Below are 13,604 nucleotides of genomic sequence, written 5' to 3'. Positions count from 1 at the left end.
GCTGCTTACGCCACTATCTGCGGATATTCACGTTGCAGCCAGTCGATAAGCCGCCCCCACAGCGCCTCTGTCTGCTCAAGGCAAGCCTGTACCGCCGCGTCCGTCACCAAGTCGCCGGAGTAATCCGCCACATTGCGCTGCTTTCGCAATGCGTCCAGGCAGATCATTTCCTCGCGCGGCAGCCCTACGGTGAGCGGCAACGATTGGATCATGATCTGGTGATGGCCGGGCTTGCTGGTCAGCGTGCGGTATCCTTTGGCTTGTAAAGCGGCATTAGCCATTTGCATGACAGCCTTATATGCCGTGTCGAAACGGCTCTCATTGCTGAGCTGAGTGATACCCGCATCGCGTCGGTTGCGAGCAGCGGCGGCCAGCAATTTTTTAATCGCCCCCGCGTCAGGCGTTATCACCTCCAGTCCCAGCCCGACAAGATTGTCCAGCGTCATCCTTGTCTCCCGCAATCCAAAGTTGGGGTTTATCCATAATGTCCTGAATAAACGCGGAGTTCTCGGCCAAAGCCGCTCGCCACTCTTCCGGCGAGTACAGTTTGGGGTTAATTTCCCGACCCAGCGTTTCCTGCAGCGGATAAACCGCCTGAATCACATCCGCAAAAGACAGTTTACCGACGATCAGAACATCAATATCACTGGCCGCCGTCGCTTTGCCACTGGCGACGGAACCAAAGATGAAAGCCCGTTCGATGTCTTCCCCAAATCCAGTCAGTACCTGCCGTAAGTGCGCAGCCGGCCCGCAAGCCTTGCGGAAAATCGCCGCCAACTCGGGAAAAATCAGGCAATCGGCGTTAGCCTGATAGCAAATTTGGTTGCCCTGCCGCTGCCTGAGCAAGATGCCGCCTTCAGCCAGCCTGCTCAACTCTTTATGTAAAGTCCCGGCCTGAGTTGCGGTGCGCCGCGCAATTTCTCGCACATGAAACGCCTGCCCGGCTTCAATAAACAGCAGGCTTAGCACTTTTCTACGGTATTCGCTGAACAGTAATTCGAGCATCGGATCGTGCATCACGCTGGCCTCAATGTAGCTTTAATGACTACAAATGTAGCCATTAAAGCTGCGAAAGAGCAAGCCAGGAGAACCATCCCACCGGCAGACGCCGATCATTACCAAATCGAATAGTCACCAGTGGCAAATGTCGCTGCCAACCGGCCGGTTCCTCTCCTAAATTGGGGGATGTTTTCACCCCTCACCTCTGGATTAAGGAACCGAACGTGGAAAACCCTCAACAACCGGGCCGCAGAGCCTTCCTCAGCCAAACCGGCAAACTTACCACCGCCTGCGCGGTGATCGGCCTGACGGGCGGCATGGCGCAGGCCGCGTCACCGGGCGACGGGCAGTGCGCACCGGCACCGATGACCCTGACCGATCGCCACTACTGCCTGAGCGAGGTGCGGCAGGAAGACGGCTTTGAATACGACGGCGAAACGGTGATCGGCACCCGCACTGCGCTGTACACGCTGGAGATCAAAGACGGCAAGATCGCCGCCATTCACGCCGCCAACGCCGCGTTGCCCGCCGGCGTGCCCCGCTATAAGGCGCAGGGCCAGCTGCTGTTGCCGGCGTTTCGCGACATGCACATCCACCTGGACAAAACCTTCTACAGCGGCCCGTGGCAGGCGCCGCGCCCGCGCCAGGGCAAGACCATCATGGACATGATCGCACTGGAGCAGACGCTGATCCCGAAACTGCTGCCCACCTCGCAGCAGCGGGCGGAAAATCTGATCGCCCTGCTGCAGTCCAAAGGCAGCACCGTGGCGCGCAGCCACTGCAATATCGATCCGGTCAGTGGCCTGAAAAGCCTGGAACACCTGCAGCGCGCGCTGGAAAACCACCGGGCGGACTTCAGCTGTGAAATCGTCGCCTTCCCGCAGCACGGGCTGTTGCACTCCAAGGTCGATACGCTGATGCGCGAAGCGATGCAGATGGGCGTGCAGTACGTCGGCGGGCTGGATCCGACCAACGTCGACGGCGCGATGGAGCAATCGCTGGACGCCATGTTCCAGATCGCCCTCGATACCGGCAAAGGCGTGGATATCCACCTGCATGAGACCAGCCCGGCCGGGGTCGCCGCCATCAACTATATGATCGCCACCGTGGAGCAAAACCCGGCGCTGCGCGGCAAGGTCACCATCAGCCACGCTTTCGCCCTGACCACGCTGACGCCGGGCGAACTGGCGGAAACCGCCATCCGGCTGGCGGCGCAGCAGATCACCATCGCCTCCACGGTGCCGATCGGCGGCCTGATGATGCCGCTGCCGCAGCTCAGCGAGAAAGGGGTGTTCGTGATGACCGGCACCGACAGCGTGATCGACCACTGGTCGCCGTTCGGCACCGGCGACATCCTGGAGAAGGCCAACCTGTACGCCCAGCTGTACCGTGGCTCCGACGAGTATCACCTGTCGCGCGCCATGGCCATCTCCACCGGCGGCGTGTTGCCGCTGGACGATAAGGGCCAGCGCGCCTGGCCAAAAGCCGGCGACGCCGCCGAGTTCGTGCTGGTCAACGCCAGCTGTTCCGCCGAGGCGGTCGCCCGCCTGCCGGCGCGCAGCGCCACCTTCCATCAGGGGCGTCTGGTGGCCGGCCAGGTGAGCAAAGCCTAAGGTCGGTCCGCTGTTGTCATCATGATGGCCGTTTTTGGCCTTCTGCCAGAGTAAGGAGCGGCGCAAGATGGTCGCTACACACACAGGCGGAGGGCCGAAAATGTCACAGAGCGCGTTATTGATCATCGATGTCCAGCAATCATTCCAGCACCGTCCATTCTGGCAGGAGGACGATCTGCCGGCGTTTCAGCAGGCGCTGACGCGCCTGATCGCGGGTTGCCAACAACGCGGCGCAGCGCTGGTCGATGTGCTGCACGTTTCGCCGCAGGGGCCGTTCTCGCTGGCTTCGGGCCATGTGCAGCGCCTGCCGTTCCTCACCCACCAGGCGGATATCACCGTGCATAAGCACGTACACAATGCGCTGACCGAATCCGGCCTCGACGCCTGGTTGCGCGAGCGGGATATCAACCACCTGATCGTCTCCGGCATCCGCACCGAACAGTGTTGCGAAACCACCACCCGGGTGGCGTCCGATCTCGGTTATCGGGTGACCTTCGTCACCGAGGCGACGCTGACCTTCCCGATGCGTCATCCCGACGGTGAAACCTTTACCCCCGCGCAGCTGAAGCGGCATACTGAAACCGTACTGGTCGATCGTTTCGCCCGCATCGCCAGCGTGGATGAGGCGCTGGCGCAACTCGCACAGGAGTAACCATGTCGCAGGCCGTCTATTTTCTGCTGTTGCCCAACGTGCTGTCGCTGGACGTCAGCGGCCCGGCGGAAACCCTGCGCCTCGCCGGGCAGTTCAGCCTGCATTATCTCAGCCCGGCGCCGCAGATCGTCTGCTCCATCGGCATGACGCTGAGCGGCCTGCAGCCGTTGCCCGAACGCCTGGAAGACGGCGCCATTCTGGTGCTGCCGGGCGTCGGCGATTCGCAGCGCTATTTCGCCGGGGAAGAGGCCGAGCAGGCGCGCCGCTGGCTGGCGACGCTGCGGCCCGATCTGCAGCGGCAGCGCATCACCCTGGTGTGCATCTGTTCCGGCGCGCTGCTGGCGGCGCAGGCCGGGCTGCTCGACGGCTATCAGTGCACCACCCACCACGACGTCATCGAGCGTATCCGCCGGCAGGCGCCGGCGGCGCAGGTGAAAGAGAACCGTATCTTCGTCGAAGATCGCGGCGTCTACACCAGCGCGGGCATCACCACCGGCATCGATTTGGCGCTGCACCTGGTCCACCGCCACTGCGGCTCCGGCCGGGCGCGCGACGTCGCACGCGACATGGTGGTCTATTTCCGCCGCGCCGGGGACGATCCGCAGCTGTCGCCCTGGCTGCGCTATCGCAACCACCTGCACCCGGCGGTACACCGCGCGCAGGACGTGATGGCCGCCGAGCCGGAGGCCGACTGGTCAGTGCCGCAGGTGGCGGAAAAAGCGCACGTCAGCAGCCGCCACCTGGCGCGGCTGTTTCGCAACCACGTCGGCATCAGCGTGCGGGAGTATCATGAGCAGCTGCGGTTGGCGGTGGCGCAACAGCGCCTGCAGCAAGGGTATGGGTTGGAGAAGGCCGCGCTGGCGGCCGGCTTTTCTTCCGGGCGGCAGCTGCGCCGCGCCCAGCAGCGCCAGCGCTCGCCGCTATGACACCAGCCGGCGGGTATCCAGCCGCTGCAGGCCGACAGACAGCAGCAGGCTGAGCCCCAGCGCCACGCCGAACACCCAGAAGATATCCAGCAGCGGGTGGCCGGTGAAATCCAGGTGCCGGCTGCGCATCACGTTGACGATAAGGGCGTGAAAACCGTAGATCGCCAGCGAATGGCGGGAGAACGCGCTCAACCAGCCGATCGGCTGCGGCAGACAGTGTTTCACCCACACCAGCAGCGCCACCGCCGCCATAAACACCAGCGGGCCGCTGTAGATGTAGTAGGTATCGGCGAAGTTGCCGTTGATGAACAGCTGGTGCTTGGTGCCGCGCGCGATCAGCACCGCGCACAGCGCAAATCCCAGCGCCGCCAGCCAGCCCACGGCGCGCCCGCGCGCCTCCATCATGCCAATCGCCCGCCCGGCCAGTGCATACAGCAGGTAGTAGAAGGTATCGCCGTAGATATACAGGTTAACCGGCAGCAGGTGCGCATTGCCGAAGGTCAGCTTGTCGGTATTCGGGTTGGCGATCGCCGCCAACACCACCAGCGCGGCGGCCAGGTAACGGCGCGACACCGGCTTGACGCTGATCAGCGGCGACAGCAGGTAAATCACCGTAATAGCGTAGAAAAACCACAGGTGGTAGAACACCGGCTTTTGCAGGATGGCGCGCAGCGACGGCCAGAAGCCGATCTTGGTGAAGGCCGCGATATAGATCAGCGCGATGGCGCTGTAGAACAGAATGCAGCAGGCGATACGGGTGAAATGCCGCCGGCCGGCGCTCTTTTCACCGAAGAACAGGTAGCCGGAAATCATGAAGAACAGCGGCACCGACACGCGCGACAGCGAGTTCAGCGCGTTGGCGATATCCCAGTTGTGCAGCCCTATCGCCGCGCCGTTGGTGACGTAATAGGTGGTGGCGTGGATCATCACCACCATCATGCACGCTATCGCCCGCAGATTGTCTATCCAGCCGATTTTCTCGCTCAAACGCTCGCCCGATCTTGTGTCATATTGATATGTTAAGAAGAGGTTATCGGGCACGGCGTTCGGCGACAACCCAAAAGCGAAATATCAGAATGCACTTAAACAACACCTTATGATTGCGAAGGTGAACAATTGGCGGCAAAATAGCCGCCACAACTCGCTCAGTTTGCGCTTCCCGCCCTGGCAGTTCCTTTTTCTCTTTTACTATCAGTACAATAATATGAAAACGACATTACCACCTGCGGCACGTTTGGGCCGACAGGCGCTTTTATTCCCTCTTTGTCTGGTGCTGTTCGAGTTCGCCACTTATATCGGCAACGATATGATTCAGCCGGGCATGCTGGCCGTCGTGGCGGATTTCAACGCCGGCGAAGAGTGGGTGCCCACCTCGATGACCGCCTATCTGGCCGGCGGCATCTTCCTGCAGTGGTTGCTCGGTCCGCTGTCGGATCGCCGCGGCCGCCGCCCGGTGATGCTGGCCGGAGTGGCGTTCTTTATCGTCTCCTGCCTGGCGATCCTGTTGGTCACCACCATCGAGCAGTTCATCGCCATGCGTTTCCTGCAGGGCATCGGCCTGTGCTTTATCGGCGCGGTCGGCTACGCCACCATCCAGGAGTCGTTTGAAGAATCGGTGTGCATCAAGATCACCGCGCTGATGGCCAACGTGGCGCTGATCGCCCCGCTGCTCGGGCCGCTGGCCGGCGCGGCGCTGATCCACGTCGCGCCGTGGCAGAGCATGTTCGTGCTGTTCGCCGCGCTGGCGGCCATCGCCTTCTACGGCCTGTGGAAAGCCATGCCGGAAACCGCCACGCTGCAGGGCGAGGCGTTTTCCGCCGCCAACCTGTGGCGCGACTACCGTCAGGTGCTGGGCAACCGCCGCTTCCTGTGCGGCGCTTTGGCGATCGGTTTCGCCAGCCTGCCGCTGCTGGCCTGGATCGCCCAGTCACCGGTGATCCTGATCAGCGGTGAGTCGCTGTCGACGCTGGATTACGGCCTGCTGCAAATCCCGGTGTTCGGCGCGCTGATCCTCGGCAACCTGACGCTGGCACGCCTGACCGGCAAAAACAGCGTGGAGCGCCTGATCAAGCTGGGCGCGGGCCCGATGCTGCTGGGGCTGCTGATCGCCGCGCTGGCGACCCAGTTCTCCAGCCATGCCTACCTGTGGATGACCGCCGGCCTGAGCCTGTACGCCTTCGGCATTGGCCTGGCCAACGCCGGCCTGTACCGCCTGACGCTGTTCTCCAGCAACGTCAGCAAAGGCACCGTGTCGGCCACCATGGGCATGCTGAGCATGATGGTGTTCACCGTCGGCATCGAGCTGGCCAAGGTCGCCTACGTCTGGGGCGGCAGCGGGCTGTTCAACCTGTTCAACTTCATCAGCGGCCTGTGCTGGCTGACGCTGGTGGCGCTGTTTATCGGCAAACGCCGCAACGGCGACCCCACGCCGCAGCCGACCGGCGCGGCTTAAACGCCACGATAAACGCCGGTCCGGTTTCCCGACCGGCGTTTTTTATGCGGCTTCAGCCGAGCAGCCCCCACAGCGCATACCCCGCTCCCACCACCGCCACCCCCAACAGCAGCAACGCCGACAGGACAGAGATCGCCCGCCGCGCGCGCTGCAGCGCCGTTCCAGACAGCAGGGTGATATAGGCCAGCAAGATGGCGAAGTCCGCCAGCACCCACAGTGCAGTCAACAGCGTCAGGCTGGCGCCGATCGAGGGGGTGACGGCGATAAACTGCGGGAAAAAAGCGACGAAGAAGATAATGTCTTTGGGGTTGGCGATGCCCACCAGAAAACCGGTCAGGATCGCCGAGCGTTTTTGCGGCGGCGCAACGGGCTGCGCATCCGGGGTTCGCGCGGATAAATCCTCATACAGCGAGACGATCGCCATACGGCCGATAAACAGGCAACCCAGCAGGCCTATCCACTGCAGCAAGCGCATATCCACCGCGAACAGCCCGGTGATAATCAGCGCGGCGATGCCGATCAGCAACAAGGAGGCCCCGTTGCTGCCCAGCGCAGTCAACAGCGCGCGCCGGGCACCAAAGCGCGCCGCGGTGTTGGCCACCATCGCCACCACCGGCCCCGGCGTGGCGATCAGCAAGAAAATGGCGGCGAAATACGCCGCCAGCAACGACAGGTTCATCTTTATTTCACTCACATTCAGTCAGTTGGCGTCGCGCCATTATCCTGCCGCCACCCCCGCCTTGAAAAAGGAGTAATCCTGTCGTTTACTGTGAATCAGACTCATTATTAGAGACGCCTCGATGGCCAGTTCCCTTCCGCCGCTTTACGCCCTGCGCGCCTTCGAAAGCGCCGCCCGCACCGGCTCGTTCACGCTGGCCGCCGAGGAGCTGCATCTCACCCCGAGCGCCGTCAGCAAGCACATCAAAACGCTGGAGCAGCACTTCGGCTGTCGACTGTTCCAGCGCAACGGCCCGCGCATCGAGGTCACGCCGCAGGGGAAAATCTTCGCCGCCGAGCTGCAGCAAGGGTTTGGCCGCATCGAGCAAGCGTGCGAGTTGTTCAGAAGCCACCGCGATCTGCTGCGGCTGAAGGCGCCCTCCACGCTGACCCTGCGCTGGCTGCTGGACTGCCTGAGCCGGTTCCGGCAAACGGCGCAGGCGTTCGAGGTGCAGGCAGCCAGCGTCTGGATGGACATCGACAGCGTGGATTTTTTCAGCGAACCCTACGACTGCGCCATCCTGCTCGGCAACGGCCACTTCGGCGCCAACACCGCCGCCGCCAAGCTGTTCGACGAATGGCTGATCCCGATTTGCGCCCCTGCACTGCTCGCCGACGGGCAGCGCGATCTCGCCGCCTGCCCGCTGATCCACCCTTCGCCCGATCGGCGCGACTGGCGGCGCTGGCTGCAAAAAAGCGGCATCGCGGCCCCGATCGATCTCACGCGCGGCCAGGTATTTGATTCGCTGGAACAGGGCAACACGGCGGCCATCGCCGGGCACGGCGTCTCGATCGGCGATCTGGCGCTGAGCCTGCGGACGATTGAGGAGGGGTTATTGGCGCTGCCCTGTGACGCCGCCGTGCGTACCGGCGACGGTTACTATCTGGTTTGGCCGGAAGAATCGGCGAAGCGGCCGCTGATCGAACGCTTACAGGCGTTTCTGACCGCCCAGACGCCCGACGTCAGCCGGGCCGCCGTCAGATTTATCGGGTAGGGGAATTCGGCCTATCGCTCTTCGCGGGTATGCCAAATACGCAGAACATAAATCGTTGCCGGCTGCACCTGGTAACGTATCTCATAACGGCCGACCAGAATACGCCTCACTTCCTGCGGTAAAAACTCGTCCAGTCTTTCACCCAGGCGAGAATTATCAAGCAACGCTTTAGGCGCGGCGACCAAGGCCTTCACCGAATTCGCTGCCGCAGTACGGTTAGCCAAGGCAAGAAACTCAAACAAACGCGCCAAATCCGATAGCGCCTTACTCGTCCATTTTAACTCCATCAGCGCGGTACCGGCAGCGGATCGTCACTGTCCAGGCTGGCAGCCCAGGCTTCTACCGATTCATGATCGATAACGTTTTGCTGTTCGACATCGGCCAGCGCCGCCAGCGTTAACCGACGGCGCTCTTCCTCTTGCTCGATCCAGGCGGTGAGGGCTTGCTTCACTATCCATCCCCGTGAGCGTTCAAGTTTGGCGGCCATTTCATCCACCTTTTCAGCCAAAGGCAGCGGCACATGAGCGGTGATGACTTTCGTATTCATCGTCTTGATCCTCAATACAATCGACATCAATCAAAGTGATTAAAGCTGATTATACCGCCATCAGAGAACAAAAAACACGCAATCAGTTGCCAAACAACCCGCCGTCGCGCAGCAGATGCTCGTTACCCTTGCGGCGGGTAAAGCCGCTGCGATCGAAGAACTCCAGCACCTGGATCGCCAGCTTGCGCCCGACGCCGAGCCGATCGCGGAAATCAGCGGCGTTGGCGCCGCCCCGCTCCGCATCCAGCTCGCGGATCAGCGCCGCGAACTGATCGATGCGTCGGCTGAGGTAATAGCGATCCACCACCACCGCCGTCACATGGCCCAGCTGGGCCGCCTTGCGCAGCAGCGCCCGCACCTGGCTCTCCTCTTCGCCCAACTCGCTCGCCAGATCGCGCACCCACCACGGCTCGTCGCCGAACAGCGGTTCGATGCGCGCCCACAGCGGCGCCTCTTCGGCGCTGAACGCCAGACCGTGTTCCGGCAGGTGCAGCCAGCCGCGCGTATTGCGCAGCGCGCCGGCCTTCAGCAGCCGATCGATCATCATAAACACCAGCGTTTCCGGCTGCTGGGGCAGGGCCATGCGCCGCAGACGGGCGCGCCCTAACCCCAACTGATCGGCGTGCTGTTGGTGGTACTCCGCCAGCACCTGCAGCAGCCGACTTTCCGCCTGTTGCACCTGCTCCTGCGCCAGCGCCCGGTCACCGACGATCAGCAGATCGCGGTTCGCCAGCAGTGCCGCCAGGCCGTCGTCGGTCAACTGACGCGCCCAGGCGAACGCCGTCAGAGACAGCGCGCCGTGCGGCAGCTCAAGCGTCAGCGCCTGCGCATCGTCCTGCGCGTTCGCCAGGGCCTGCAGCCATACCAGGTAGTCCGGCTGGCGCTTGCCGCGCTTGGGCGCGCTCAGCCTGAGCACCCGGGCCGCGCCCAGCGTTTGCCGTGCGCCGATATCGCGCAGCACCAGCCGATCGTTCTCCGCCAGCCACAGCGGGCGATCGAGGATCAGTTCCGCCAGCCCGTCGTTCAGCAGCGAAATGCGCCCGGTGATGTGGCTGGCGGCATGGTGCAGGTGCAGCGGCTGCCAATGGCGGATCGGCCGATCCGCTTCCAGCGCCACCAGAATGCGTTCCGCCGCCTCAGGCGGACGCTGCGCCAGCAGCCAGTCGCCGCGCGCGACACGGTCTTTATCGACATCGCCGCTGATGTTCAACGCGATGCGTTGCCCGGCCTGGGCCTGTTCCACGGCCTGATTTTGGGCGTGCAGGCCGCGCACCCGCACCGGCGCGTCGGCGCCGGTCAGCCACAGCGTATCCCCCACCTGCACCCGGCCGCCGAGCGCGGTGCCGGTCACCACCAGCCCCGCCCCTTTGACGCTGAACGCACGGTCTACCGCCAAGCGAAAACGGCGCGTCAGCGCGTGCTCGCCGGAGGGCAGCGCCAGCAAATGCGCGCGCAGCGCCTCGATACCCTCTCCCGCCGCCGCCGCGGTAACAAACAGCGGTGCATCGGGCCAGCCCTGGCGCGCCAGTTCGTCGCGCACCTGGCGGCGTACCTCGCCGACACGCGCCGCGTCCACCCGGTCGGCCTTGGTCAGCGCCACCGTCAGCGCCGGGCGCCCGCTCAGGCGCAGGATCGCCAGATGTTCGCGGGTTTGCGCCATCACGCCGTCGTCGCAGGCCACCACCAGCAACGCATGGTCGATGCCGCCGACGCCCGCCAGCATGTTGGCGAGGAATTTCTCGTGGCCGGGCACGTCGATAAAGCCCAGCACCCGGCCGTCCGGCTGCGGCCAGTAGGCGTAACCCAGATCGATGGTCATGCCGCGGCGCTTCTCTTCCGGCAGGCGATCCGCGTTGATCCCGGAGATCGCCTGCAGCAGGGTGGTTTTGCCATGATCGACATGGCCGGCGGTGGCGATGATCATGAGGCGCTCAGCGCGTCCATCAGCGCCCCTTCCTGTTCCAGACAGCGCAGATCCAGCCACAGCCGGCCGTCACCGAGGCGGCCGATCACCGGCTGCGGCAGGCGGCGCCAGCGTTCGGCCAACGCTTCCAGCGTGGCGCCGCGGCCGTCGCGCGGCGTGAAGGTCAGCGCATAGCTGGGCAGGCGATCCACCGGCAGCGAACCGCTGCCAATTTGCGACCAGCACGGTTCGGCGCGCAGCTCGAAATCGGCGGTGAACCGCGGTGCCAGCGCCGCCAGCAGCCGTTCGGCCGCCTGTTGCATCTCCTGCTGCGGGCGGGTCAGCAGCCGCAGCGTCGGCAGCTGCTCAGCCAGTTTTTCCGGCTGCAGATAGAGCCGCAGCGTGGCCTCCAGGGCCGCCAGCGTCAGCTTGCCGACGCGCAGCGCGCGCTTGAGCGGATGCTGCTGCAGGCGGGCGATCAGCGCCTTTTTGCCGACGATGATCCCGGCCTGCGGGCCGCCCAGCAGCTTATCGCCGGAGAACGTCACCAAGTCGACGCCGGCGGCCAGCAGCCGCTGCGGCATCGGTTCGGCGGGCAGGCCGTACTGCGCCATGTCGATCAGCGAGCCGCTGCCCAGATCGGTGGCGGTCGGCACGCCCTGTTCGGCTCCGAGCTGCGCCAGTTCAGCCTCGTCGACCGCCGCGGTAAAACCCTGAATGCTGTAGTTGCTGGTGTGCACTTTCATCAACAGGCCGGTCTGTTCGTTGATGGCCTGGCGGTAATCTTTCAGATGGGTGCGGTTGGTGGTGCCGACCTCCACCAGTTGGCAGCCGGCCTGGCGCATCACGTCGGGTATGCGGAATGCGCCGCCAATCTCCACCAGCTCGCCGCGCGACACCACCACCTCTTTGCCGGGGGCGATCGCCGCCAGCATCAGCAGCACCGCCGCCGCGTTGTTATTGACGATGCAGGCGTCCTCCGCGCCGGTCAGCCGGCACAGCAGACTCGCCACCGCCCGATCGCGATGGCCGCGCCCGGCGCCGTCGAGATCGTACTCCAACGTCACCGCCTCCCCCATCACCGCGCTCACCGCCTCCTTCACCGGCTGCGCCAGCAGGGCGCGCCCGAGGTTGGTGTGCAGCACGGTGCCGCTGAGGTTGAACACCGGCAGCAAAGCCGGGCGTTGCTGCCGGGCCAGCTCGGCCCGCAGCGCCTGCGGCCAGTCGCCGCACCAGGCGGGTAAACGTTGCTGTTGCCCGATCGCGTCGCGCGCCAGGGCCTGCAGCCGGCGCAGCAGTTCGCCGATCAGCGTCTGGCCATGCTGCGCCACCAGCGGTTCAATCGCGGGTTCACGCAGCAGGCGGTCGATGGCGGGCAGTTGGCTGTAAAGAAGGTGGGATTCAGTGCTCATGGTCGCTCGGTTTTCAATTTAGACGTATCGGCATAGCAAAACCCCGCCGCGGCGGGGAGAAAAGAACGTTCAGGGCGGCGCGGTGCGGGCGAAGCTTTCACGGGCGAACAGGCGTTCGGCCAGCTTGACCAGCGCCGGGCGCCCGACGCACCAGTTGGGCAGGATGCGGCGGAAATTGAGGTAGCCCAGCGCGCAGCCGGTGGCGATATCCGCCAGCGTCAGCCGCTCGGCATTGAGCCACGTTTTGTCCCGCGCCAGCGCCTCCAGCGCATCCAACCCGTGCGTCAGTTTGTCACGCTGGCGCAGCATCCAGTTTTCGTCCTGTTTTTCCGGCGCGCGCCGGCTTTCGCGAAACAGGGTCGCCGCCGCTTCGGTCACGCCGTCCGCCAGCGCCGCCACCTGGCGGACGCGCAGCGCGGCGGCGCGTTCGGCCGGCAAAAACGCCGGCTCCACCGTCAGCAGTTCGAGGTATTCGGCCACCACCGGCGAATCGTAAAACACCTCGCCGTCATCGGCGATCAGCACCGGCACCTTGCCGAGCGGGTTAAGCTCCTTCACCCGGCTGCCTGGCTCATACGGCGGATCGTTGACGAATTCGAACGCGATCCCTTTTTCCAGCAGCATCACGGAAATCTTGCGCACAAAGGGGCTGGTGTAACTGCCGATAAGCTTCATCCGGTCTCCTCCGCTTCGTCCTGGCCGCGGCGCGGCGCCCTTACTTCACCGCCAGGGTATCGATAATCCGCTGCACCAGCGCCTGATGCACTTCCGGCGTTTTGGCCGGCGACAGCATTTGCAGCGTCACCACCCGTTTGTTGAACACCGTCAACACCAGCGTGGAGACCACCTTTTGCCCGTTGACGGTCTGCTCGGTATCCACCCGGCGAAACTTCTGTTTGCCGACGCTGAAGTTCTCTTCTTTGGTGGTCTGGATATTCTGATAGCGCTCGGCCAGCACCGTGATGGCGCTCTGCGCCAGCTCTTTCAGCATTTTGTCGCTGGTGTTGAGCTTCATGCCGTCCGGCGGGATCACTTCGGAAGAGACCGCGCTCTGGCGCGACTTGCCGTCGAGAAAGCGCTGAATGGTGGAGGTGCTGTCGTTGATGATGCCGCTGTTCAGCGTTTGATCGCTAAAGCCCGGCGGCAGCTCGAAGGTGATTTTGCCCTTCTGCAGCGACACGTTCAGCCCCGGCGGCGCGGGCGGGGTTTCTACCGGCGCAGGCGGCGGCGGTGGCGCGGGCTGCGTCACGGTCGGCTTGGTGTCCGGTGGCGGCACCGCCGGTTTGGTGTCGTCTTTGTTGTCGCAGGCCGCCAGTCCGACCGCCAGCACGGCGACCGCGGTCAGTTTTGCCAGGGTGTTTAACATCGTGGTTCCTTTCGCTTGGCGC

General features: G+C 64.1%; 15 protein-coding genes. 5 read left to right on the top strand and 10 right to left on the bottom strand.

Going from position 1 to position 13,604, the window contains the following annotated elements; all coding sequences use genetic code 11:
- Positions 1–5: 5 nt before the first annotated feature.
- Both REA38_RS15905 and REA38_RS15900 read right to left on the bottom strand, forming a co-directional pair.
- The gene (locus tag REA38_RS15905; RefSeq protein WP_041037267.1) at positions 6–446 is read right to left on the bottom strand and encodes a hypothetical protein; all 441 of its coding nucleotides are present in this window, start codon (positions 444–446) and stop codon (positions 6–8) included.
- A complete protein-coding gene (locus tag REA38_RS15900; RefSeq protein ID WP_308886231.1) occupies positions 397–1,017 on the bottom strand; it encodes a nucleotidyltransferase domain-containing protein in 621 nt (206 codons plus the stop codon). The genes REA38_RS15905 and REA38_RS15900 overlap by 50 nt, the downstream gene beginning before the upstream one ends.
- Positions 1,018–1,223: 206 nt before the next feature.
- On the opposite strand from REA38_RS15900, the gene REA38_RS15895 reads away from it, so the two are divergent.
- The 3 genes from REA38_RS15895 (at position 1,224) to REA38_RS15885 (ending at position 4,190) form a co-directional block, all read left to right on the top strand.
- Positions 1,224–2,612: an amidohydrolase family protein gene (locus REA38_RS15895; RefSeq protein ID WP_308886216.1), complete on the top strand. Its 1,389-nt coding sequence runs from the start codon at positions 1,224–1,226 to the stop codon at positions 2,610–2,612.
- Between the two features lie 100 nt (positions 2,613–2,712).
- Positions 2,713–3,264, top strand: coding sequence for an isochorismatase family protein (locus REA38_RS15890; RefSeq protein ID WP_033636578.1), 552 nt, complete (start codon positions 2,713–2,715; stop codon positions 3,262–3,264).
- Positions 3,265–3,266: 2 nt separating this feature from the next.
- Positions 3,267–4,190, top strand: a complete 924-nt coding sequence (locus tag REA38_RS15885) for a GlxA family transcriptional regulator (RefSeq protein WP_047569911.1) — start codon at positions 3,267–3,269, stop codon at positions 4,188–4,190.
- Here REA38_RS15885 and REA38_RS15880 read toward each other — a convergent pair.
- On the bottom strand, positions 4,185–5,177 hold the full coding sequence (locus REA38_RS15880; protein ID WP_047569913.1) for an acyltransferase: 993 nt from the start codon (positions 5,175–5,177) through the stop codon (positions 4,185–4,187). The two genes, REA38_RS15885 and REA38_RS15880, sit on opposite strands and share 6 nt — an antisense overlap.
- A gap of 217 nt (positions 5,178–5,394) precedes the next feature.
- On the opposite strand from REA38_RS15880, the gene REA38_RS15875 reads away from it, so the two are divergent.
- Positions 5,395–6,642 carry an MFS transporter gene (locus tag REA38_RS15875; protein ID WP_308886213.1) on the top strand — a complete coding sequence of 416 codons (1,248 nt, stop codon included), beginning with the start codon at positions 5,395–5,397 and terminating at the stop codon, positions 6,640–6,642.
- Between the two features lie 52 nt (positions 6,643–6,694).
- Here REA38_RS15875 and REA38_RS15870 read toward each other — a convergent pair whose 3' ends face one another.
- On the bottom strand, positions 6,695–7,321 hold the full coding sequence (locus tag REA38_RS15870) for a LysE family translocator (RefSeq protein ID WP_043148290.1): 627 nt from the start codon (positions 7,319–7,321) through the stop codon (positions 6,695–6,697).
- Between the two features lie 121 nt (positions 7,322–7,442).
- On the opposite strand from REA38_RS15870, the gene REA38_RS15865 reads away from it, so the two are divergent.
- Positions 7,443–8,354, top strand: a complete 912-nt coding sequence (locus REA38_RS15865) for a LysR family transcriptional regulator (RefSeq protein WP_033636572.1) — start codon at positions 7,443–7,445, stop codon at positions 8,352–8,354.
- Between the two features lie 11 nt (positions 8,355–8,365).
- Here the strand turns inward: REA38_RS15865 and REA38_RS15860 are convergent, their stop codons facing one another.
- From REA38_RS15860 to REA38_RS15835, 6 genes are all read right to left on the bottom strand, one after another.
- Positions 8,366–8,641, bottom strand: coding sequence for a type II toxin-antitoxin system RelE/ParE family toxin (locus REA38_RS15860; RefSeq protein ID WP_043148289.1), 276 nt, complete (start codon positions 8,639–8,641; stop codon positions 8,366–8,368).
- Complete coding sequence (locus tag REA38_RS15855; protein WP_308886211.1) at positions 8,641–8,901, bottom strand: ribbon-helix-helix domain-containing protein; 261 nt, start codon at positions 8,899–8,901, stop codon at positions 8,641–8,643. The genes REA38_RS15860 and REA38_RS15855 overlap by 1 nt, the downstream gene beginning before the upstream one ends.
- Before the next feature lie 82 nt (positions 8,902–8,983).
- Entirely contained in the window at positions 8,984–10,825 is a 1,842-nt protein-coding gene (gene selB / locus REA38_RS15850; protein ID WP_308886209.1) for a selenocysteine-specific translation elongation factor, read from the bottom strand.
- Entirely contained in the window at positions 10,822–12,216 is a 1,395-nt protein-coding gene (gene selA / locus REA38_RS15845) for an L-seryl-tRNA(Sec) selenium transferase (RefSeq protein WP_308886208.1), read from the bottom strand. Before selA ends, selB begins: the two co-directional genes overlap by 4 nt.
- 69 nt (positions 12,217–12,285) lie before the next feature.
- The gene (locus tag REA38_RS15840) at positions 12,286–12,891 is read right to left on the bottom strand and encodes a glutathione S-transferase (protein ID WP_033636563.1); all 606 of its coding nucleotides are present in this window, start codon (positions 12,889–12,891) and stop codon (positions 12,286–12,288) included.
- Between the two features lie 40 nt (positions 12,892–12,931).
- Entirely contained in the window at positions 12,932–13,582 is a 651-nt protein-coding gene (locus REA38_RS15835) for a DcrB-related protein (protein WP_033636562.1), read from the bottom strand.
- Positions 13,583–13,604 lie beyond the last annotated feature (22 nt).

The organism is Serratia sp. MF1(2023), assembly GCF_030954545.1.
In the GTDB taxonomy this organism is placed as follows: domain Bacteria; phylum Pseudomonadota; class Gammaproteobacteria; order Enterobacterales; family Enterobacteriaceae; genus Serratia; species Serratia sarumanii.
This window is presented reverse-complemented; position numbering and strand designations above follow the sequence as displayed.

Bases quoted from the DNA above. Each gene is read 5' to 3' on its own strand.
- REA38_RS15905 (WP_041037267.1), bottom strand. From the start codon at position 446: ATGACGCTGGACAATCTTGTCGGGCTGGGACTGGAGGTGATAACGCCT.
- REA38_RS15900 (WP_308886231.1), bottom strand. From the start codon at position 1,017: ATGCACGATCCGATGCTCGAATTACTGTTCAGCGAATACCGTAGAAAA.
- REA38_RS15890 (WP_033636578.1), top strand. From the start codon at position 2,713: ATGTCACAGAGCGCGTTATTGATCATCGATGTCCAGCAATCATTCCAG.
- REA38_RS15885 (WP_047569911.1), top strand. From the start codon at position 3,267: ATGTCGCAGGCCGTCTATTTTCTGCTGTTGCCCAACGTGCTGTCGCTG.
- REA38_RS15875 (WP_308886213.1), top strand. From the start codon at position 5,395: ATGAAAACGACATTACCACCTGCGGCACGTTTGGGCCGACAGGCGCTT.
- REA38_RS15870 (WP_043148290.1), bottom strand. From the start codon at position 7,321: ATGAACCTGTCGTTGCTGGCGGCGTATTTCGCCGCCATTTTCTTGCTG.
- REA38_RS15865 (WP_033636572.1), top strand. From the start codon at position 7,443: ATGGCCAGTTCCCTTCCGCCGCTTTACGCCCTGCGCGCCTTCGAAAGC.
- REA38_RS15860 (WP_043148289.1), bottom strand. From the start codon at position 8,641: ATGGAGTTAAAATGGACGAGTAAGGCGCTATCGGATTTGGCGCGTTTG.
- REA38_RS15855 (WP_308886211.1), bottom strand. From the start codon at position 8,901: ATGAATACGAAAGTCATCACCGCTCATGTGCCGCTGCCTTTGGCTGAA.
- selB (WP_308886209.1), bottom strand. From the start codon at position 10,825: ATGATCATCGCCACCGCCGGCCATGTCGATCATGGCAAAACCACCCTG.
- selA (WP_308886208.1), bottom strand. From the start codon at position 12,216: ATGAGCACTGAATCCCACCTTCTTTACAGCCAACTGCCCGCCATCGAC.
- REA38_RS15840 (WP_033636563.1), bottom strand. From the start codon at position 12,891: ATGAAGCTTATCGGCAGTTACACCAGCCCCTTTGTGCGCAAGATTTCC.
- REA38_RS15835 (WP_033636562.1), bottom strand. From the start codon at position 13,582: ATGTTAAACACCCTGGCAAAACTGACCGCGGTCGCCGTGCTGGCGGTC.